Genomic DNA, 21,650 nt, shown 5'->3' with positions numbered 1-21,650 from the left:
GCCGGGGCCGCTGCGCGGCCCATCACCGGCAAACCAGCGCTTACAAGTAGTGCACTGGGCCCTCGGGGTTTCCTTGTAAACTGCGGTCCATGCACGCATTCGACCTCCCCCAAGCCCCCCTGCAACCCCTCAGCTTGCCCTGGCTGCAACACGCCCAGGTGCAGGCTGCCATCCTGCGTCTGGACCTGATCGACCCGCTGATCAGTGGCAACAAGTGGTTCAAGCTACGCCACCACTTACAGCAGGCCAGCGCCAGCGATGCCCCAGGCTTGATCAGCCTGGGTGGCAACCACTCAAACCACCTGCATGCCCTGGCCGCCGCCGGCAAGCGCTTCGGTTTCGCCACCGCCGGGCTGCTGCGCGGCCATGCCCAAGACACGCCCACCGTGCGTGATCTGCAGGCGCTGGGTATGGAGTTGCACTGGCTGGGCTATAACGGCTACCGCGCCCGCAATGAGGTGGGTTTCTGGGAACCATGGCAGGCGCGCTACCCTGGTTGGCATTGTATTCCCGAGGGCGGTGGCGGGTTGGTCGGTGCACAGGGCTGCACGCTGATCATGCAGCAGGCCCGCGCCCAAATCGCGGCACTGGGCTGGGCGGACTACGACGCCTGGTGGCTGGCCGCCGGAACCGGGACTAGCCTGGCCGGCCTGGTATTGGCCGAAGCAGGTGCACATGCTGTGCATGGCGCATTGGCGGTACCCAGGGATCACGGTGTGCCAGAGACGGTAACGGCACTGGCTGGCGCCCATGGCTACCAGCTACACGACGCTTGCCGTGGTGGTTTTGGCAAGTTCGACGATGACCTGCTGGCGTTCATTGCCGACTGCGAGCGGCACACTGGCGTGCCGCTCGAAGCCCTCTACACCGGCAAGGCCCTGCTGGCCCTGCGTGACCAGGTGGCGGCGGGGCTGTTCACGCCCGGGAGCCGCCTGATCTTCGTGCATACCGGGGGGCTGCAGGGCCGGCGCGGTTACTTGTAGGGGAGCATGCGCAGCAGCGTGTTGTCGCGCTGCACGTAGTGGTGGTACAGCCCAGCCAGCGCATGCAGGCCGATCAGCCAGTAGCCCCAGCTGCCGATGCGTTCATGCCAGCCCTTGATGAATTTAGCCTGGTCCGGGTTCGGGCCGATCAGGTGCGGCAGCTCCAGGCCGAAGAACGGCACCGGTTTATCGGCAGCGCTGAGGATCAGCCAGCCGGCCAGCGGCATGCCGATCATCAGCAGGTACAGCGCCAGGTGCATCAGGTGCGCCAAGCCGGTCTGCCAGGCTGGGGGCTTGGGCACGATGGGCGGGGTCGGGCGGCTCAGGCGCACGGCCAGGCGCAGCCACACCAGCACGAATACGCTCAGCCCGAGCATGAAGTGCAGGTCCTTCATCAGGTTGCGTTCGACGCTGTCCTTGGGGAACAGGCCGCGCAGTTCGATAAGGGCGTAGACAGCGGCCAGCAGCACCAGCATCAGCCAATGCAGGGCGATGGACAGGCGTGCGTAGTGGTTCGCGGGGGTGGATGAAACCATGATCGGTCCTCGTCATCAGGTCGGAATGGCGCTCTTGCTGGCGCTCAGGTGTCATTTTACTGGCTACCGGGAACAGATCTTTGCGCTGGGTCTGTGAAAATTGTGTTGTCTGCCCCAGCCCCTTCGCGGGCGTGCCCGCCAAGGGGCCGGAACAGGCGACATCAGTGACCGGGCAGATACGGCCAGTCATCAGCCACCAGAAACACCCGCTCTGCTTCCTGCCAGGCACCATCGGCATCAGGCTCCAGTCGCACCAGCAACTGTGCGGGTGCCTGCTGCTCCAGCACATGCAGCCAAGCCGCGAAGTGCTCCGCCTGCCAGCATTCAGCCGACTCGACCCGCGCTGGCGCCAGCCAGGCATGCCGCGGCAGCGGCTGCCAACGCTCGCCTTCCCCCATCACCCAGTCCCGCCGCCGCAGCCAGCGCCCACGCAGATGCTGCGGGTTGGCGCGCTCGGGCGCCTCGGCATGCTCAGGCCATGGATAGAACAGGTAGCCACCCAGCCACATATGCGCCTGGACCTGCTCCACGCCTAGCTGAACCAGCGCTTGACGACTGTGCGCCCCCTTCGACATGGGCAACTGGTGCCCCGCCAGGTGCGCCAGCTTGGTCCCCAGCCGGTCATGGCAACCTGGCCCCAGCCAGGCATGGGGATCGTGCCCGGCACCTTCCGGGCCCAGGTACAGCTTGATCGCCAGTTCCAGATGGTGCACGCCGTCACCGTCGCGCAGCAGCACGTCCAGCTCACCCAAGGTATGCCCGCCATCGCGGATGGCCAGGTTGGCCGCCAGCAGCTCGACGCCCGGCGCCTGGCTCAGGGCGAATTGCCACAGGCGTTCGTAGTAGTGCCCCAGACGCCGGCTGCCGAGCTTGGCCAGCCACTCGCGCAACGGCCGATCCTCCTCCTCCAGCCCCCGCAACCACTGCTCCAGACGCTGCGGTTGCTGCGCCCACAGGCTGCCGGCCAGCGGGTGGCGCTGGGGGCAGGGCGGGGCGCTGAGCAGGGGCGGCGACAGCAGGGCCCAGGCCAGGTCACGCACGGCCGGGCGCTGAAGTTGCCGGGGCAGGTCTTGGAGTTGGGCGAATGGCGTCATCCTGCGAGCATAGCCGGTTTGCCGCTGCCCGGTGGTTTCGCCCATAATCGGCGCATCGTCACCCGCCGCAGAGCCTCGCAGGAGCCCCATGGAGCAATTTCGCAATATCGGTATCATCGGTCGCCTTGGCAGCTCGCAGGTGCTCGACACCATTCGCCGACTGAAAAAATTCCTCCTCGACCGCCACCTGCACGTGATCCTCGAGGACACCATCGCCGAAGTACTGCCCGGCCATGGCCTGCAAACCTCCACCCGCAAGCTACTGGGCGAGGTCTGCGACCTGGTTATCGTGGTTGGCGGCGACGGCAGCCTGCTGGGCGCCGCCCGCGCCCTGGCCCGGCACAACATTCCGGTGCTGGGCATCAACCGTGGCAACCTGGGCTTTCTTACCGACATTCGCCCCGACGAGCTGGAAGAAAAGGTCGCCGAGGTGCTCGACGGCCACTACCTGGTGGAAAACCGCTTCCTGCTGCAGGCCGAGGTGCGCCGCCACCATGAAGCCATTGGCCAGGGCGATGCGCTGAACGACGTGGTACTGCACCCGGGCAAGTCCACGCGCATGATCGAGTTCGAAATCTACATCGACGGCCAGTTCGTCTGCAGCCAGAAGGCCGACGGCCTGATCGTCGCGACCCCCACCGGCTCCACCGCCTATGCGCTGTCGGCCGGTGGCCCGATCATGCACCCCAAGCTCGATGCCATCGTCATCGTGCCGATGTACCCGCATACCCTGTCGGGCCGGCCGATCGTGGTCGACGGCAACAGCGAGCTCAAGATCGTGGTGTCCAAGGACCTGCAGATCTACCCGCAGGTGTCCTGTGACGGCCAGAACCACTTCACCTGCGCCCCCGGCGATACCATCACGGTCAGCAAGAAACCGCAGAAGCTGCGCCTGATCCACCCGCTGGACCACAATTACTACGAGGTCTGCCGTACCAAACTGGGGTGGGGCAGCCGCTTGGGGAGCAGTGACGACTGATGCTCGATCCGGCGCGAAGTTTTGACATCATCGGCGATGTGCACGGCTGTGCACTGACCCTTGAACGCCTGCTCGACGCCCTCGGATACAAGCGCGTGGCCGGCGTGTGGCGCCACCCGCGACGTCAGGCGCTGTTCCTGGGCGATATTGTCGACCGTGGGCCACGCATCCGCGAGGCGCTGCACATCGTCCACGACATGGTCGAAGCCGGCCAGGCGTTCTGCATCATGGGCAACCACGAGTACAACGCCCTTGGCTGGGTCACCCCGGCGCTGCCCGGCAGCGGCAAGGCCTACGTGCGCGAACACACGCCACGGCATGCCCGGCTGATCGACGAAACCCTGACCCAGTTCGCCCACCACCCCGGTGACTGGCACGACTTCGTCAATTGGTTCTATGAGCTGCCGCTGTTCATGGACGCCGGGCGCTTCCGCCTGGTGCACGCTTGCTGGGATCCGCAGCTGATCGAGCACCTGCGCCAGCAGTACCCCGACGGGCGCGTCGACGAGCACTTCATCCAGGCTTCGGCCGTGAGCAACAGCTTCGCCGCCACCGTGTGCAACCGCTTGCTGCGCGGCACCGACATGCGCTTGCCGGACGGCCTGACCCTGACCGGTGGTGACGGCCTGACGCGGGCATTCTTCCGCACCAAGTTCTGGGAAGAAGACCCGCAAACGTACGGCGACATCGTGTTCCAGCCCGATGCCCTGCCCGAGGAGGTGGCCAGCGCACCGCTCAGCCACAGCCAGAAGAACGCCTTGCTGCGCTACGCCGAGGACGAGCCGCTGTTGTTTGTCGGGCATTACTGGCGCAGCGGTCACCCGGCGCCGATTCGCCCCAACCTGGCCTGCCTGGACTACAGCGCGGTGCTCTACGGAAAGCTGGCCGCCTACCGGCTGGATGATGAAACCCGCATCGACCCGCACAAGTTCGTCTGGGTCGACGTCGACCGCCCACAGGCCAACCAATGAACATTATCGAAGTGATGCGCCTGCCGCTGTCGGTCGACCTCAGCGGTTTCATCCACCTGCTGCAAAGCCTGCAGGTGCCGCACCGAGTCAGCGAGGAGGGCGACGCCCAGGTCCTCTGGGCCCCCGACACCCTCGCCGAAGATGTGCTGCAACTCTACCAGCGTTACCCCGACGGCAACGCCGACCTGGCGGCCAGCGCCGACCCTGTAGCAGCGGATTCACCCGCGAATGCCCCCGCTCAGCCTTCCCTGGTAGCGCAGGCCAAAGCCTGCAAGATCACCACTCTGACCCTGCTGCTGTGCTTCATCGTCGCCGGCCTGACCAACCTGGGCGACAACTTCACCACCATCAGCTGGTTCACCTTCCTCGACTTCCGCGTGCAGGGTGACTACCTGTACTTCACCCCGCTGGCGCAAACCCTCGACCAAGGCCAGTGGTGGCGGCTGGTATCGCCCATGCTGCTGCACTTCGGCGTGCTGCACCTGGCGATGAACAGCCTGTGGTACTGGGAGCTGGGCAAGCGCATCGAACTGCGCCAAGGCCCGTGGCTGCTGCTGGGCCTGACCGTGCTGTTCAGCCTGGTGTCCAACCTGGCCCAGCACTACACCAGTGGGCCGAGCCTGTTTGGTGGCCTGTCTGGCGTTTTGTACGGCTTGCTGGGGCACATCTGGTTGTACCAGTGGCTGGCGCCCAATCGCTTCTTCAACCTGCCCAAAGGCGTGCTGGTCATGATGCTGATCTGGCTGGTGGTGTGCCTGACCGGTGTGGTCGGTACCCTCGGCCTTGGCCAGATTGCCAACGCCGCCCACGTCGGCGGGCTGCTCATCGGATGCCTGACCGGGCTCTTGGGTGGGGCGCTGGCCCGGCGTAAACTGTCGGCTTGAATCAGGAGACACTATGTCCACTTTCGCGCAAATGATTGAAAACATCACCCCGGAAATCTACGAGAGCCTGAAACTGGCCGTGGAAATCGGCAAATGGTCGGATGGCCGCAAGCTCACTGCCGAGCAGAAAGAGCTGTCGCTGCAGGCGGTCATCGCCTGGGAGATGAAAAACCTGCCTGAAGACCAGCGCACCGGTTACATGGGGCCGCAGGAGTGCGCGTCGAAGTCCGCACCCATCGCCAACATTCTGTTCAAGTCGGACTCGGTACATTGATCGAACTCGCTCGTGGCTCGTTGAGCAAGATGGCGGTAAGCCTGCAGGCACCCGTAGTGCAATACAGCTTCCGCCTGGATGACACGCAGGTGGCGGTCAACCCCCTGATCGGCCAGCGCCTGCGCCTGGAATACCTTGGCGCCATTCACTGCAGCCATTGCGGCAAGCGCACCAAGACCAGCTTCAGCCAGGGTTACTGCTACCCGTGCATGACCAAGCTGGCGCAGTGCGACGTGTGCATCATGGCCCCGGAAAAGTGCCACTACGACGCTGGCACCTGCCGCGAACCGTCGTGGGGCGAACAGTTCTGCATGACCGACCACGTGGTCTACCTGGCCAACTCGTCGGGGATCAAGGTCGGCATCACCCGTGCGACCCAATTGCCTACCCGCTGGCTCGACCAGGGCGCCAGCCAGGCGCTGCCGATCATGCGCGTGGCCACCCGCCAGCAATCCGGCCTGGTCGAAGACGTGTTGCGTAGCCAGGTGCCTGACCGCACCAACTGGCGTGCGCTGCTCAAGGGCGATGCCGAGGTGCTCGACCTGCCGGCCATCCGCGAGCAGGTCTTCGAGGCCTGCGCCGATGGCCTGCGCGAGCTGCAGGGGCGCTTTGGCCTGCAGGCGATCCAGCCGCTGCCGGATGCCGAAGTGGTGCAGATGAACTACCCGGTCGAGGCCTACCCGACAAAGATCGTCAGCTTCAACCTCGACAAGGACCCGGTAGCCGAAGGTACGCTGCTGGGCATCAAGGGCCAGTACCTGATCTTCGACACCGGTGTGATCAATATTCGCAAGTACACGGCCTACCAGTTGGCCGTGCTCCAGTAAAAAGGACCTGCACATGCGTACCGAACAACCGCAAGTGATCTACCTGAAGGATTACCAGGCGCCCGAGTACCTGATAGACGAAACGCACCTGACCTTCGAGCTGTTCGAGGACCACACCCTGGTCCACGCGCAGCTGGTGATGCGCCGCAACCCGGCTCGCGGTGCAGGCTTGCCGCCGCTGGTGCTGGATGGCCAGCAGCTGGAGCTGCTGCGTGCCTCGCTGGACGACCAGGAACTGCAGCCCGCTGACTACCAGCTCGACATCGACAGCCTGACGGTTCAGCCGAAAACCGAACGCTTCACCCTCGACACCAGCGTCAAGATCCACCCCGAGAGCAACACCGCGCTGGAAGGCCTGTACAAGTCGGGCAAGATGTTCTGCACCCAGTGCGAGGCCGAAGGCTTCCGCAAGATCACCTACTACCTCGACCGCCCGGACGTGATGAGCACCTTCACCACCACGGTGATCGCCGAGCAGCACCGCTACCCGGTGCTGTTGAGCAACGGCAACCCGATCGGCAGCGGGCCGGCAGAAGACGGCCGCCACTGGGCAACCTGGGAAGACCCGTTCATGAAGCCGGCGTACCTGTTCGCGCTGGTGGCCGGAGACCTGTGGTGCGTCGAAGACAAGTTCGTGCGCCAGTCAGGCCGCGACGTGACCCTGCGTATCTACGTGGAACCCGAGAACATCGACAAGTGCGACCACGCCATGGTCAGCCTGAAGAAGTCCATGCGCTGGGACGAAGAAGTCTATGGCCGTGAATACGACCTGGACATCTTCATGATCGTGGCGGTCAACGACTTCAACATGGGCGCCATGGAAAACAAGGGCCTGAACATCTTCAACTCCAGCTGTGTGCTGGCCCGTGCCGAAACCGCCACCGATGCTGCCCACCAGCGGGTCGAAGGGGTGGTCGCCCACGAGTACTTCCACAATTGGTCGGGTAACCGTGTCACCTGCCGTGACTGGTTCCAGCTGTCGCTCAAGGAAGGCTTCACGGTGTTCCGCGATGCCGAGTTCAGTGCCGACATGAACTCGCGTACGGTCAAACGCATCGAAGACGTCGCCTACCTGCGCACCCACCAGTTCGCCGAAGACGCCGGCCCCATGGCGCACCCGGTGCGCCCGGACAGCTTCATCGAAATCTCCAACTTCTACACCCTGACCGTGTACGAGAAGGGCGCCGAAGTGGTGCGCATGGTCCGTACCCTGCTGGGCGCCGAGGGCTTCCGCAAGGGCAGCGACCTGTACTTCGAGCGCCATGATGGCCAGGCAGTGACCACCGACGACTTCATCAAGGCCATGGAAGACGCCAACGGCGTCGACTTTACCCAGTTCAAGCGCTGGTACAGCCAGGCCGGCACCCCGCGCCTGGAAGTCAGCGAGGCGTACGACCCTGCCGCGCAGACCTACAGCCTGACGTTCCGCCAGAGCTGCCCGCAGACCCCGGACAAGGCCGCCAAGCTGCCGTTCGTGATCCCCGTGGAGCTGGGCCTGCTGGATGCCGCCGGCAACGACCTGCCGCTGCAGCTGATGGGTGAAGCCGCCGCGCAAGGCACCAGTCGCGTACTCTCGGTGACCGAGGCCGAGCAAACGTTCACCTTCCAGGGCATCCAGGCCAAGCCGCTGCCGTCGCTGCTGCGTGGTTTCAGTGCCCCGGTGAAACTGAGCTTCCCCTACGACCGCGACCAGCTGATGTTCCTGATGCAGCACGACAGCGATGGCTTCAACCGCTGGGAAGCGGGCCAGCAGCTGTCGGTGCAGGTGCTGCAGGAACTGATCGGCCAGCATCAGCGCGGCGAAGCGCTGAAACTCGACCAGCGCCTGATTACCGCCCTGGGCACAGTGCTCGGCAACGAAGCGCTGGACCCGGCCATGGTTGCCGAGATGCTGTCGCTGCCAGGTGAGGCCTACCTCACCGAGATCAGCCAGGTGGCCGACGTGGATGCCATCCACGCCGCCCGCGAGTTCGCCCGCCAGCAAATCGCCGCGCAGTTGTTCGATGCCTTGTGGGCGCGCTACCAGGCCAACCGCGAGGTGTCGCGCAGCACCGCCTATGTGGCCTCTGCCGAGCACTTCGCCCGCCGCAGCCTGCAGAATATCGCCCTGTCTTACCTGATGCAGAGCGGCAAACCGCAGGTGCTGGCAGCGACGCTTGAGCAGTTCGAGCAGTGCGACAACATGACCGAACGCCTGACTGCGCTGGCGGTACTGGTCAACTCGCCGTTCGAGACCGAGCGTGCGAAGGCGCTGGAAGCCTTTGCCGAGCACTTCAAGGACAACCCGCTGGTCATGGACCAGTGGTTCAGCGTGCAGGCGGCCAGCGCGCTGCCGGGCGGGCTGGCCCGGGTCAAGGCGCTGATGCAGCACCCGGCGTTCACCCTGAAGAACCCGAACAAGGTGCGTGCGCTGATTGGTGCGTTTGCCGGGCAGAACCTGGTCAACTTCCATGCGGCGGATGGTTCGGGGTATCGCTTCTTGGCAGACCTGGTGATCGAGCTGAACGCGTTGAACCCGCAGATTGCCTCGCGTCAACTGGCACCGCTGACCCGCTGGCGCAAGTATGACGACGCGCGCCAAGCGCTCATGAAGGGCGAGCTGGAGCGCATTCTGGCGTCTGGCGAGCTGTCCAGTGATGTGTATGAAGTGGTGAGCAAGAGCCTGGCTTGAGTTTTCTGTAGTCAGTGCCGGCCTCTTCGCGGGTAAACCCGCTCCCACAGGTACTTCACCGTTTTCATGGATGGTGTAGCACCTGTGGGAGCGGGTTTACCCGCGAAGCTTTTTGGGCCGACAACAAAACATAACACCCCGCCCGTTGTACTCCCGCCAACATCCCCGCTACGATCCCTCAAGCTATTGCAGGCCTCTAGACCAGGCTTTTCGCAGTACCTGCAATGCATTGACCCGCCAAATAAAAACACAAAGGGGACAGTCATGAGGGAACAGAACAGGCAACTCGCCTGGCCATTGGCAGCCGCAGCGGTACTGGCGCTGGCACTTGGCACGTGGGCCGACAGCGTGCAGGCCGCTGCTGCCGACGAATACTCCACCGAATCGGCCAAGGCCAGCCAAAGCCTGCTGATCGGCGCCACTCATGCCGGCAAGCGCCTGGTGGTGGTGGGCGATCGCGGCCACATTCTGTTCTCCGACGACCAGGGCACCACCTGGACCCAAGCCCGCGTGCCTACCCGGCAACTGCTCACCGCCGTGTTCTTCCTCGACGACAAGCGCGGTTGGGCCGTCGGCCATGACGCGCAGATCCTCACCAGCAACGACGGCGGTGCCACCTGGAGCAAGCAGTTCGAGGACCTGGCCCGTGAAGCGCCCTTGCTCGATGTCACCTTCCTCGATGCCCAGCATGGCTTTGCCGTGGGGGCCTACGGCGCCTTGCTGGAAACCACCGACGGGGGGCAGCACTGGCAGGACGTGGCGGCGCGCCTGGACAACCCCGACCAGCTGCACCTGAACGGCATCGCCCGGGTCCGTGATGCCGGCCTGTTCATCGTTGGCGAGCAGGGCGGCATGTTCCGCTCTGCCGATAACGGGCAGACCTGGGCCAGGGTACAGGGCCCCTACGAGGGCTCGCTGTTCGGCGTGATCGGCACCAGTACCCCCCACACCCTGCTGGCCTACGGCCTGCGCGGCAACCTGTTCCGCTCGGCCGATTTCGGTGACAGCTGGCGGCCGATCGAGCTCAAGACGGCGCGCGCCACCCTCGAATTCGGCCTGGCAGGCGCTACGCTTGTCGAAGATGGCAGCCTGGTGCTGGTCGGCAACGGTGGCAGCGTGCTGCGCAGCACCGACGACGGCCAGACCTTCAGCGTCTACAACCGTGCAGACCGCATCGCCCTGGCCGGCGTCAGTGGCCTGGCCAATGGCGGCCTGCTGCTTGTGGGGCAGGGCGGGGTGCACCTGGCTACCGCGCAAGGTGCCGATGAGGTGCGTCCATGACCAGCAGGGAGAGCATCACCATGCACCCGCACCATCAGGACAAGGCCACGCTGCTTGAACGCCTGATCTTCAACAACCGCCCGGTGGTCATCGCCCTGTGTGTGCTGATCAGCATTTTCCTGTTCTGGCAGGCCACGCAAATCCGCCCTTCCACCAGCTTCGAGAAGATGATCCCGCTGCAGCACCCGTTCATCGAACAGATGATGGAGCACCGCAACGACCTGGCCAACCTCGGCAACACCGTGCGCATTTCGGTGGAGGCGGTCAACGGTGACATCTTCGACAAGGACTACATGGAAACCTTGCGCCAGATCCACGACGAGGTGTTCTACATCCCCGGTGTCGACCGTGCCGGGTTGAAGTCGCTGTGGAGCCCCAGCGTGCGCTGGAGCGAGGTCACCGAAGAGGGCTTTTCCGGTGGCGAGGTGATACCCAATACCTACAACGGCTCGCAGGACAGTCTCGATACCCTGCGCGATAACGTGCTCAAGTCGGGCCAGGTAGGCCGGCTGGTGGGCAACAACTTCAAGTCCAGTATCGTCGACGTGCCGCTGCTGGAAAGCTACCCCGACCCGCAGGACCCGGGCAGGCAGGTGAAGCTGGATTACCAGCAGTTCTCGCACCTGCTGGAAGAGAAGATCCGCGACAAGTTCCAGGCGCAGAACCCCAATGTGAAGGTGCACATCGTCGGCTTTGCCAAGAAGGTGGGTGACCTGATCGACGGCTTGGTCATGGTGGCGATGTTCTTCGGCGTCGCCCTGGCGATCACCTGGGTGCTGTTGTACTGGTTCACCTGGTGCATCCGCAGCACCATCGCCGTGCTCATCACCACCCTGGTCGCAGTGGTCTGGCAGCTGGGGCTGATGCATGCAGTGGGTTTTGGCCTCGACCCATACTCGATGCTGGTACCGTTCCTGATCTTCGCCATCGGCATTTCCCACGGGGTGCAGAAGATCAACGGTATCGCCTTGCAATCGAGTGATGCCGATAACGCACTCACGGCTGCCCGGCGTACCTTCCGTCAGCTGTTCCTGCCGGGGATGATCGCCATCCTCGCCGACGCGGTGGGCTTCATCACCCTGCTGATCATCGACATCGGTGTGATTCGCGAATTGGCCATTGGCGCTTCCATCGGCGTGGCTGTGATCGTGTTCACCAACCTGATCCTGCTGCCGGTGGCCATCTCCTACGTGGGCATCAGCAAGAAGGCCATCGAGCGCAGCAAGAAGGACGCAACCCGCGAGCACCCGTTCTGGCGCCTGCTGTCGAACTTCGCCAGCGCCAAGGTAGCGCCGGTGTCGGTAGGGCTGGCGCTGCTCGCCTTTGCCGGGGGGCTGTGGTACAGCCAGAACCTGAAGATCGGTGACCTCGACCAGGGCGCGCCGGAGCTGCGCCCTGACTCGCGCTACAACCAGGACAACAATTTCATCATCAGCAACTACTCGACCAGCTCCGACGTGCTGGTGATCATGGTCAAGACGCCTTCGGAGCAGTGCTCGATCCACTCGACCATGGCGCCGATCGACGAGCTGATGTGGACCATGCAGAACACCCCGGGTGTACAGTCGGCGATTTCCCTGGTGACCGTGTCCAAGCAGGTGATCAAGGGCATGAACGAGGGCAGCCTGAAATGGGAAACCCTGTCGCGCAACCCGGACATCCTCAACAACTCCATCGCCCGTGCCGACGGCCTCTACAACGGCGACTGCTCGTTGGCGCCGGTGCTGGTGTTCCTCAATGACCACAAGGCCGAAACCCTGGAGCGGGTCACTGCCGTGGCCAAGGCATTTGCCGACAGCCACAACAAGGAAGGCCTGCAGTTCCTGCTGGCGGCGGGTAACGCCGGGATCGAGGCGGCGACCAACGAAGTGATCAAGTCGGCCGAGCTGACCATTCTGGTTCTGGTGTACATCTGCGTGGCAGTGATGTGCCTGATTACCTTCCGTTCGTTCGCTGCAACCTTGTGCATCGTGCTGCCGCTGGTGCTGACCTCGGTGCTGGGCAACGCGCTGATGGCCTACATGGGCATCGGCGTGAAGGTGGCGACCTTGCCGGTGGTGGCGCTGGGTGTGGGCATTGGCGTGGACTATGGCATCTACATCTACAGCCGGCTGGAGAGCTTCCTGCGGGCCGGGCTGCCGTTGCAGGAAGCGTATTACCAGACCCTGCGCTCGACCGGCAAGGCGGTGCTGTTCACCGGGCTGTGCCTGGCCATCGGCGTGTGTACCTGGATCTTCTCGGCGATCAAGTTCCAGGCCGACATGGGGCTGATGCTGACCTTCATGCTGCTGTGGAACATGTTTGGCGCGCTGTGGCTGCTGCCGGCGCTGGCGCGGTTCCTGATCAAGCCGGAAAAGATGGCGGGCAAGGAAGGTGGGTCCATTTTCGCCCATTGAGTCGCAGGTGGCCGCTTTGCGGCCCGATTGCCGGCAAACCAGCTCCGACCGGTACAGCGCAAGCCCCCAGGTTTGTGTGGTCCCTGTGTCAGCTGGCTTGCCGGTGATTGGGCTGCAAAGCAGCCCCAAGGTTATAATGCCGACTTCTTTCAGATTGGTACCGCCATGTCTCCCCTCGCTACCGCCCTGCAATCCTGCGACATGCTCCTGATCGACGGTCTGCACGCCTTCGACTTCACTGCCGACGCGTCCGGCCTCACCGTCGAATGCATGGACGGCCGCCAGCTCCGCCGTTGGTCCTTCACCCCTGAACAAGTCGCCGCCGCTATCGCCTCAGGTGATGAGTGGCAACTCAACGATGCCAACGGCGAGCATCGGCTAGTCTGTATGAGTGCCTTTCGCGCCCCGGATGAAGACCACGATGAACCGGATCTGGACGAGCCTGCTGACCGCTAGCCTGATGAGCCTGACTATCCACGCCCATGCCGCGACATTGCTGGTGGGCAGTTATACCGATGGCGCCAGCCAGGGTATCTACCGTTATCAGTTCGACGAAAAGCGCGGCCAAATCGACCCGACCCCGCAGCAAGTGGTGAAAAGCGTCAGCCCGTCTTGGCTGGTGCTGTCAGCGGACCAGCGCCTGTTGTTCGCGGTCAATGAAACCCCGGGCGGCCACGCCAGCAGTTTCAGCATCAGCGCCAAGGGCGAGATCAAGCCGCTCAGCCAGGTGCCCACCCAAGGCGATGAGCCGACGCATGCCAGCCTTAGCCGCGACCAGCGCTACCTGTTCGTGGCCAACTACGCGGTCAAGCCTGACCCTGGTGGCAGCCTGGTGGTGATCCCGGTGGCCAGGGACGGCAAGCTCAAGCCCGTGTCGCAACAGGCCCGGCACAAGGCAAGTGGGGTGAACCCCGAGCGCCAGGCCGGTGCCCATGTACACTCGTTGGTGTTGTCGCCCAATGGTCAGCATGTGTATGCCTGCGACCTGGGCGCCGACAAGGTGTTCATCTACCGCTACGACGGTGCCAGCCAGGAGCAGCCATTGAGCCCGGCCATCCCGGCCTCGGTGGACTTGCCTGCCGGCAGTGGGCCACGTCACCTGCTGTTCGACGCCAAGGGCCGGCATGCCTACCTGACGCTGGAAATGAGCGGTGAAGTGGTGATGTTCGACGTCCAGGACGATGCCCTGGTCGAGCGCCAGCGCCTGCCGTTGACCGAACGCAGCGAGGCGGCAGCCAAGGCAGCGGGAGGCCTGCACCTGTCGGCGGACGGGCGCTTCCTGTATGTGAGCAACCGCGGCACGGCCAACGAGATCGTGGTGTTCAGCGTTGGCAAGGACGATGGCCAACTGGCGTTGCTGCAGCGCCGCTCGGTGGAGGGTGACCACCCACGGGAATTTGCCCTCGACCCGAGTGACAACTTCCTGCTGGTGGCCAACCAGAAGAGCAACCAGATCGTGGTGATACGCCGTGATCCCCGTAGCGGCAAGCTGCTGGAGACGGTGCAGACACTGCAGCAGGATGCGCCATCGGACCTCAAGTTCATCGAGTGATGATGTGTGAGGGTTTGCTGTTGGATGTTTAGCGCCTGTGAGATCGAGCGCCGCCCGCGCGGCGCATCGCGAGCTGCGCTCGCTCCTACGTTTGTTTCTGGCCAGTAACGCCTGTTACAGGCGCGCGCGACCGTCTTGTTTGTGCGACGCGATATTTCGCCATACGCCAAGGCGTTCGCGCGTGAATCCCACAGGAATAATTGGCCCGAAACAAACGTAGGAGCGAGCGTAGCTCGCGATGCGCCGCGCGGGCGGCGCTCGATCTCGAACCCTACATCAAACTCCCGCCAGGCACTTGCCAGCCCCCACACTCACCTGGCCATGACGGCCTTGAACAGCGCTGAAGCCAACCACCCCTCCAGCCAACTCCGCACCCGCGGATAAGCCGCCTCGGCGAACCACTGAGGTTCGACCCCGGCAAACTGGCGCATCAGGGGCAGCAATGCCGCATCGGCAATGCTCGGGTGGTCGGCCAGCAGGTAGGGCCGTTCAGCCAGCAGGCCTTCGAGCTCCCCCAGCCAGGCCTCGGCCTGCTGGCGATAATGCTCGCGGGTATGCTCGGGGTAGCGCTCGGCATACTTGTACAGGTTCACCTGTGCCTTGAACGTGCTGTCATTACGCGCGATCAAGGCATCTGCCTGCTGCGCCGCCACCGGGTCGGCAAGCAGCTGCCAATCCTGCGGGTCGTTTTGCGCCAGCGCCCAGCGCATGATGTCCAGGCTCTCTTCCAACACCCCGGTACCGGTATCCAGCACCGGCACCGTCCCTTTGGGCGACAAGGCCAGCAGCTCTGCCGGCTTGTTCTTCATCGCCACCTCGCAGATTTCCACCTCGCAGCCGGCATAGCGAAGGGCAAGGCGCGCACGCATGGCCCACGGGCAGCGGCGGAACGAGTAGAGGATCACCCGCACACCTCCACGTCACTGAGGCCATTGCCCTGGCGCCGCACCTGGATCTGGACCGGGATGCGCTCGTGCATTTCCTGTACGTGGGAAATCACCGCCACTTTGCGACCCTGGGCTTGCAAGCCGTCGAGGGCGTCCATTGCCAGTTGCAGCGACTCGGGGTCGAGGCTGCCGAAGCCTTCGTCGATGAACAGCGACTCGATACGCAAGGTGCTGGACGCCATCGACGCCAGGCCCAGCGCCAGGGCCAGCGACACCAGGAAGGTTTCCCCGCCCGACAACGAGTGCACCGAACGCAGTTCGTCGCCCATCTCGGTGTCCAGCACCAGCAGGCCAAGGGCGCTGCCGCCGCGCTTCAGGCGGTAGCGACGGGCCAGCTGACGTAGTTGGGCGTTGGCGTGGTGCAGCAGCAGATCAAGGTTGTAGCCTTGGGCTATCTTGCGGAACACATCACCGGAGGCCGAACCGATCAGGGCATTCAGGCGGGCCCAGCGTTGCCACTGCTGGTGGGCCTGTTCGATTTCTGCCGCTAGCGCCTGGTGGGCCTGCTGGCGGCGCTGATCGTCGGCCTGTTGTGCACGCAATTCGGCGCACTGCTGCTCTTGGCTTGCCAGGCGTTCGCGCAGTTCGGCCAAGGCTTGCTCCAGGGCTTGGACCGTGGTGTCCACGGTCATCTGTGCAGCGTGGTGCTGCAGGCGCTGTTCGCGCTCCTGCAGCAGGACGCGGCCCTGCTCGATGGCTTTTTCCGCGCCTTGCAAACGCTGGCGCAATTCATTGACTTGCGCGTCATCCATGGCCAGCAGGCGATCGAGGCCGGCATCGTCCAGTTCCGGATGCTCGCTGCGCCACTGGGCGATCTGGGCCTGCAACTGTTGGCATTCGGCATCCAGTGCCTGTTGTTGCTGGGTGTTGGCCTTGAGTTCGCTGGCCAGTTGCACGCCTTGGGTGCGCAGATCTTGCAGGCGCTGGGCGGTGTCGGCATCGAGGGCGCGGGCTTGCTCCAACGTGGCTTCCATATGCTGCTGCCAGGCTTCGGCACTGGCATGTTCGCCAAGCAGCTCGCCGAGCGACGCCTGGGCCTGCTGGCGCTGTTCGTCGAGGGCAGCGAGCTTGTGTTGCAGCTGCTCCAGGCCTTGCACCCGCGCCTGTTGCTGATCGCGCAGTTTGTCCAGCTGGGCCTGCCGGGCTTGCTGTTCTTCCTGTTCGTCCTTGCGCTGTTCCAGTTGCTGCAGGCGTTGGGCAATCTGCTGGTCAAGGGCGAGGAAGGCATTGGCCGGGTCGTCGTTGAGGGCCTTGAGCGCTTCCTCTGGCAATACGCCGGCCAGGTCGTTCAGGCCTTGCTGCAACAGCTGCTCGTCGTTGGCCAGGGCCTGGTGCTGTTGCTCCAGGTGGCGCTGGGCCTGCTGCTGGGCGTCGTGGGCAGCCTGCAATTGCTGGTTGAGGCGGGCCGCGTCTCGTTGCAGGGCGAGCAGGGCGCTCTGGCGCTTCTCGTCCTGGCCGATTTCCTCGTCCAGGCGGCGCAATTGGCTGTCGAGCCAGTTGCCACGGGCCTTGTCGTCCTGCGGGGCGAGGGCCGGCCACAGGCTGTGCGCCTGCACCTGGGCTACCAGCGGTTGCAGCTGTTCGCCCAGTTGCTGCAGGTGCTGCTGGTGGTCCTTGAGCTGGGCGTTGACCACACCCAGCTGGGTACGCAGTTCTACCAGCTTGCTATTGAGGGTTTCGACCTGCTTTTGTGCGGCGTCTTCTTCGGCCTGGTCATGGCGACCCAGGCTCTGCAGCAGCGCTTCTGGCTGATGGAAGGGGTGTTCGGCGCTGCCGCAAACCGGGCAGGGCTCGCCGTCGCGCAACTGGCCGCGCAGCTCTTCGACGCTGGTGTTGCGCGCCAGGCGCTGGCGTTGCAGCAGTTGGCGGGTGAGGTTGAGCGCTTGCTCGGCCGCTTCAAGTTCGGCCTTGGCGGCGGTGCCCTCGCCAATCAATTGCTGGCGTTGCTGCATGGCCTGTTGCTGCCGTTCGCGCACGTCATCCAGCTGCTGGCGCAGTTCCTGTTCACGGCCATGCAGGCGCGACAGTTCCTCGACGGCGCGCTGTTGCTTGCGGTTGTCCTGCAGCATGCCGCCGAGCAGGTCGATCTGCTCGGCCAGGGCCTGGGGTTCGGCCTTGGCTTCGCGGAACAGCAGGTCGTAGGCATCGCGCTCCGCTTGCAGCTGCGCATTGGCCTGGCTGGCCAGGGCCTGCAGGCCGGGCAGTTCTTCACGGCCCTTGGCCAGGCGGCCACCCATCAGCATCACTTGCTTGAGCTGCGGCAGGTAGGCGTGCCAGGCACTCGCCAGGCCGGCCAGGTGCTGGCTGTCGGCAAGTGCGCTGTCTATTTGCGCCAGTTGCTGCAGGCTGCGTTGCTGGTTGTCCTCCAGTTGCTGCAGTTGCTGCTGGCCGTCGACGACGTGTTGTTCAGCTTGTTGGCTGCTGCTGCATTGCGCAGTCAGTTCCTGGTCGAGGCGGGCCAGGTTATCTTGGGCGGCAAAGGCCTGACGCAGGCGTGGGGCGTTGTCGCCATGCTGGGCCTGGCTGTCGGCCAGTGCCTGACGGGCAGCGTTCAGCGCCTGCTCCAGCGCGTTGGTGTGGCGCTGAAGTTCGTCTTGCTGCTGGTGCTGTTCGGCGATCTTCGCCGCCACTGGCGCCAGTTGCGCGCTCAATGCCTGCTGGCGGTGAAACTGGTGACGCTGTGGGGCCAGGCGCTCCAGGCGTACCAGGTCCAGGCGTGGTTCGGCCAGCTGTTGCCAGTCCTGCTCGGCGGCCTGCAGCGCGGTACCGGCTTCGGCCTGCTGGGCTTGCAGCTGGTGTTGTTCGTTCAGCCAGTTGCGTTGCTGCTCCAGTTGGCGCTCGCCGGCCTGGTCGGCCTTGAACTGCTGTTGCGCCTGTTCCAGGCGCTGGTCGAGTTCGGCACGGGCTTCGGCCGCCATCGGCAGCAGGTGGCTGGCACGGTCTTTCAGGGCGTTGTGCGCTTCGCCGGCCTCGCGCGCCTTAGTGAAGGCGCGCTGGCCCAGGCGAGTGTAGATGGCAGTGTTGGTGAGCTTTTCCAGCAGCTCGCTGCGCTCTTTGTCGTCAGCCTTGAGAAACGCGCCGAACTCGCTCTGGGCCAGCATCACCGCACGGGTGAACTGCTCGAAGTTCAGGCCCAACCGGGCCTCGACCAGTTGCTTGTATTCGTTCTTGCCGCTGCCCAGCACTTGCTCGCTGTCGAGGTCGTAGAAGCTCTGGCGGCTGTGCTGCAGTTTGCCGTTGGCCTTGTCGCGGGCGCGGTTGGCTTCCCAGCGGGCGCGGTAACGGCGGCCGTCGATGCCGACGAAATCGACCTCGGCAAACCCGCTGCCGGTGCCACGGCGCAGCAGGTTGCGCGGGTCGGAAGTGGGGATGTCGCCGTCGGCGTCCGGCACCTTGGCCTCACGGCCAATGGCATTGAGGCGCGGCACGGTGCCGAACAGCGCCAGGCACAGGGCGTCAAGCAGGGTGCTCTTGCCGGCACCGGTAGGCCCGGTGATGGCGAACAGCCCGGCACTGGCCAGCGGTTCAGCGGTGAAGTCGATATCGACCGGGCCGGCCAGCGATGCCAGGTTCTTCAGGCGGATAGCGAGAATTTTCATGGCTGCTCCTCTTCCTGCTGCACGTCCTGCAACAGCAGGGCGAAGTCGGCCAGCGCCTGCTCGTCGGCGGGGTTGCCGTAGGCTTGCTCCCAGGCGCGGCTGAACAGGTCTTGCGGGGTCATCCGGGCCAGCTCGACAAAGGCCAGGTCATCGTCTTCGGCGTTGTTGCGGCCGGCGTACTCGGCGCTGATGCGGATCAGCCTTACCGCCTTGCCTTCAAGCGCGGTTTCGATCTGCTGGCGCAGGTCGGGTTGCGGCTCGTCGAGCACCACCCGCACCTCCAGCCAGGGCTGGCGTTTGGGGTCTTCAAGCAGGTCGATCACGGGCAGGTCGGCCAGTTGCTGCAACAGCTCGCCCAGCGGTGCCGGGCCCACCCGTTGCAGGGCCACGGCGCGTGGTACGGGGCGTGGCTCGACGCTGACCAGGCCGTTGCCGTCCAACTCCACTTCCAGGACCTGGTGCGGGTAGTTGATTTCGGCGAACGACAGCGGGATTGGCGAGCCGCTGTAGCGGATGCGTTCTTCGCGGTTGACCTTCTGCGGTTTGTGCAGATGGCCCAGGGCGACGTAGCTGATAGCCTTGTCGAACAGCTTGGCCGGCAGCGCCTCGGCGTTGCCGATGATCAGGCTGCGTTCGGAGTCTTCCGACACCGCGCCACCGGCCATGTGCGCGTGGCTGATAGCGATCAGCGCCTGGTCTTTCTTGCGTTTCTTCAGGGCGGCGGCGATCAGTTGCTGGTGCACCTGGGTGATGCCTTGCAGGTAATCGTCACCCAGCTGCGGGCCGGTGACTTCGGCCGGCCGCAGGAAGGGCAGGGCCAGGCACCAGGCAGCGACCTTGCCCCGGCCGTTGGTCAGAGGGATCAGCAGGCGCTCGGCATCCAGCTGGCCCTCGTCCAGCCAGTGCACACGGCCCAACGCATGGGTGCGCAGGCGGCGCATGAGCGCGGCGGGCAGCTCGATGCGCGAACCGGAGTCGTGGTTGCCGGCGATCATCACGATGTCCAGTTTGGGCTGTTGCTCGTGGGCCTGGACGATGAAGTCGTAGAGGCGTTCCTGGGCTTTGACCGGCGGGTTGACGGTGTCGAAGATATCACCGGCGATCAGCAGCGCATCGGGTTGGCGCAAGCGCAGTTGGCCGAGCAACCAGTCGAGGAAGCAGGCGTGTTCGAAGTCGCGTTCCTGGCCGTGCAGGCTTTGGCCCAGGTGCCAGTCGGAGGTATGAAACAGACGCATGGATGACCTGTTGGTGTCGAGTCGGGCAAGCGGGGAAAGGGCGGTATGGTAACCCAAGCGGGGTTCGGGGGGCAGGGCGAGGGGGTGGGGAGGGGGCAGGTGTTCGCCGTAAGGGTTTCAGCGCCTGTGGGATCGAGCGCCGCCCGCGCGGCGCATCGCGAGCTGCGCTCGCTCCTTGTATGTTGTGTCTGACCTGGCCAGAGAGGTTATTCTCGTCAGGTTCAAGAAGCACTTCCGGGGAGACCGATCGCTCCTGAAGGCAGGGATTGCCCTGACCTTGTACGTAGAGAGGTCCCCCGCCTCATTGCCCACCACGAAGAGTATCGAGAAGCCGACAAGTCGGACTTCGCATTACAAGGTTGCAGCGGCATGAAGTTCGAGGTCGGGGAACCGGAGGCCATTGTTACCTATGTTGCTGGGGAGTGGGAAGGATGAGTGTCTTCGTTGGCCTGGATATCGGTTCGCGCACTTCAATCGCCGGGGTGCGCAAAGATGGGCGCCCTGCTGGTCAGTGGGAGATCGCCCAGACACCAGCCGGACGTAAAGCTGCGGTTAAGAAGCTCCAATCGCTCAAGCCCAAAGCCATCGTGATGGAAGCGACCGGTATCTATTACCTGGATTTGGCCATCGACCTGCACGCCGCTGACCTCCCTGTCTCGGTAATCAACCCCAAGAGCTTTCACAATTTCGCCAAGCTAATGCTGGTGAACAGCAAAACTGATGCGATTGATGCCCAGCTGCTTTCCGAGTATGCCGAGCGAATGACACCACGCTTATGGACCCCTCCAAGCCCTGCCCAGCTTGAGCTCCGGGCTATCGGGCGGCATATCAATCGTCTGGTTGGCCACCGAACAAGGGCGAAAAATGAGTTGCATGCGTTGCGGGCGACCAACACGACCATCGCCATGCTGATCGAAGACGAAGAAGAGGCGATAGCCTCATTGGACAAGCGTATTGAGCGATTTCGTAAGGCTGGCCATGACTTGATTGCTCAATGCCAAATGCTTAGTCGGCAGTACCAACAACTAATTGCCGCTCCTGGCATGGGAGAGGTGTCTGTATTAGCCATTTTGGCTGAGCTCACGACATTACCTGAAATGCTCAAGTCTTCGCAGGTAAGCCGCCATGCCGGTCTCGACGTTCGACAGACGCAGTCAGGTACAAGCATTGATAAGCCTGGTCGACTCGGAAAAAGTGGAAATGCCTACCTGCGAGCAGCGATGTATATGCCAGCGTTGACGGCGATCCGCTATGACCCCTACGCGAAGGGCTTTTACGAATCGTTGCTCAGCAGAGGGAAGAAGAAAATGCAGGCTATCGCCGCCGTCATGCGTAAATACCTGACAGGTGCCTGGGCATGCATGCGTGGCGATGAGCCCTTTGATACGGCCAAGCTGTTCAGCGCTGAGCACCTCAAAAAA

Annotated in this window: 17 protein-coding genes; 12 read left to right on the top strand and 5 right to left on the bottom strand. The window is 64.0% G+C overall.

Going from position 1 to position 21,650, the window contains the following annotated elements; genetic code table 11:
- Positions 1-89: 89 nt before the first annotated feature.
- The gene (locus E8E68_RS02825) at positions 90-983 is read left to right on the top strand and encodes a pyridoxal-phosphate dependent enzyme (RefSeq protein ID WP_280339596.1); all 894 of its coding nucleotides are present in this window, start codon (positions 90-92) and stop codon (positions 981-983) included.
- On the opposite strand, the gene E8E68_RS02820 is transcribed toward E8E68_RS02825, so the two are convergent.
- Both E8E68_RS02820 and E8E68_RS02815 read right to left on the bottom strand, forming a co-directional pair.
- Positions 974-1,519: a cytochrome b gene (locus E8E68_RS02820; RefSeq protein WP_110744458.1), complete on the bottom strand. Its 546-nt coding sequence runs from the start codon at positions 1,517-1,519 to the stop codon at positions 974-976. The genes E8E68_RS02825 and E8E68_RS02820 overlap by 10 nt on opposite strands.
- A 161-nt stretch (positions 1,520-1,680) precedes the next feature.
- The gene (locus E8E68_RS02815) at positions 1,681-2,703 is read right to left on the bottom strand and encodes a DUF1853 family protein (protein WP_280339592.1); all 1,023 of its coding nucleotides are present in this window, start codon (positions 2,701-2,703) and stop codon (positions 1,681-1,683) included.
- Between E8E68_RS02815 and E8E68_RS02810 the strand changes: the two genes are divergently transcribed.
- The 10 genes from E8E68_RS02810 to E8E68_RS02765 all read left to right on the top strand — a co-directional run bounded on the left by E8E68_RS02810 (position 2,702) and on the right by E8E68_RS02765 (position 14,448).
- Positions 2,702-3,592 carry an NAD(+) kinase gene (locus E8E68_RS02810; protein ID WP_009683749.1) on the top strand — a complete coding sequence of 297 codons (891 nt, stop codon included), beginning with the start codon at positions 2,702-2,704 and terminating at the stop codon, positions 3,590-3,592. The two genes, E8E68_RS02815 and E8E68_RS02810, sit on opposite strands and share 2 nt — an antisense overlap.
- The gene (locus E8E68_RS02805) at positions 3,592-4,563 is read left to right on the top strand and encodes a metallophosphoesterase (RefSeq protein ID WP_266032903.1); all 972 of its coding nucleotides are present in this window, start codon (positions 3,592-3,594) and stop codon (positions 4,561-4,563) included. Before E8E68_RS02810 ends, E8E68_RS02805 begins: the two co-directional genes overlap by 1 nt.
- Positions 4,560-5,447: a rhomboid family intramembrane serine protease gene (locus tag E8E68_RS02800; protein WP_280339591.1), complete on the top strand. Its 888-nt coding sequence runs from the start codon at positions 4,560-4,562 to the stop codon at positions 5,445-5,447. Before E8E68_RS02805 ends, E8E68_RS02800 begins: the two co-directional genes overlap by 4 nt.
- Positions 5,448-5,460: 13 nt before the next feature.
- Positions 5,461-5,721, top strand: coding sequence for a DUF1315 family protein (locus E8E68_RS02795; protein ID WP_003260154.1), 261 nt, complete (start codon positions 5,461-5,463; stop codon positions 5,719-5,721).
- The gene (locus E8E68_RS02790) at positions 5,718-6,548 is read left to right on the top strand and encodes a DUF2797 domain-containing protein (protein WP_110748231.1); all 831 of its coding nucleotides are present in this window, start codon (positions 5,718-5,720) and stop codon (positions 6,546-6,548) included. Before E8E68_RS02795 ends, E8E68_RS02790 begins: the two co-directional genes overlap by 4 nt.
- 13 nt (positions 6,549-6,561) lie before the next feature.
- Entirely contained in the window at positions 6,562-9,219 is a 2,658-nt protein-coding gene (pepN, locus tag E8E68_RS02785; protein WP_280339588.1) for an aminopeptidase N, read from the top strand.
- A gap of 264 nt (positions 9,220-9,483) precedes the next feature.
- Positions 9,484-10,500 (top strand): YCF48-related protein, encoded by a 1,017-nt coding sequence (locus E8E68_RS02780; RefSeq protein ID WP_266032891.1) that lies wholly within the window; start codon positions 9,484-9,486, stop codon positions 10,498-10,500.
- 20 nt (positions 10,501-10,520) lie between these two features.
- Entirely contained in the window at positions 10,521-12,896 is a 2,376-nt protein-coding gene (locus E8E68_RS02775) for an RND family transporter (protein ID WP_280339631.1), read from the top strand.
- A gap of 165 nt (positions 12,897-13,061) precedes the next feature.
- The gene (locus tag E8E68_RS02770; RefSeq protein ID WP_266032889.1) at positions 13,062-13,352 is read left to right on the top strand and encodes a DUF5629 family protein; all 291 of its coding nucleotides are present in this window, start codon (positions 13,062-13,064) and stop codon (positions 13,350-13,352) included.
- The gene (locus E8E68_RS02765) at positions 13,318-14,448 is read left to right on the top strand and encodes a lactonase family protein (protein WP_280339581.1); all 1,131 of its coding nucleotides are present in this window, start codon (positions 13,318-13,320) and stop codon (positions 14,446-14,448) included. The genes E8E68_RS02770 and E8E68_RS02765 overlap by 35 nt, the downstream gene beginning before the upstream one ends.
- A gap of 311 nt (positions 14,449-14,759) precedes the next feature.
- Here the strand turns inward: E8E68_RS02765 and E8E68_RS02760 are convergent, their stop codons facing one another.
- The 3 genes from E8E68_RS02760 to E8E68_RS02750 are packed head-to-tail and all read right to left on the bottom strand — an operon-like array spanning position 14,760 to position 20,229.
- Entirely contained in the window at positions 14,760-15,353 is a 594-nt protein-coding gene (locus tag E8E68_RS02760; protein WP_280339579.1) for a glutathione S-transferase, read from the bottom strand.
- Positions 15,350-18,994 carry an SbcC/MukB-like Walker B domain-containing protein gene (locus E8E68_RS02755; RefSeq protein WP_280339577.1) on the bottom strand — a complete coding sequence of 1,215 codons (3,645 nt, stop codon included), beginning with the start codon at positions 18,992-18,994 and terminating at the stop codon, positions 15,350-15,352. Before E8E68_RS02755 ends, E8E68_RS02760 begins: the two co-directional genes overlap by 4 nt.
- On the bottom strand, positions 18,991-20,229 hold the full coding sequence (locus E8E68_RS02750; RefSeq protein WP_280339575.1) for an exonuclease SbcCD subunit D C-terminal domain-containing protein: 1,239 nt from the start codon (positions 20,227-20,229) through the stop codon (positions 18,991-18,993). Before E8E68_RS02750 ends, E8E68_RS02755 begins: the two co-directional genes overlap by 4 nt.
- Before the next feature lie 431 nt (positions 20,230-20,660).
- Between E8E68_RS02750 and E8E68_RS02745 the strand changes: the two genes are divergently transcribed.
- The coding region (locus E8E68_RS02745; protein WP_266034982.1) for an IS110 family transposase at positions 20,661-21,650 on the top strand (990 nt) is incomplete at its 3' end.

This window comes from Pseudomonas sp. BN607 (genome assembly GCF_029871175.1).
Lineage (GTDB): Bacteria > Pseudomonadota > Gammaproteobacteria > Pseudomonadales > Pseudomonadaceae > Aquipseudomonas.
This window is presented reverse-complemented; position numbering and strand designations above follow the sequence as displayed.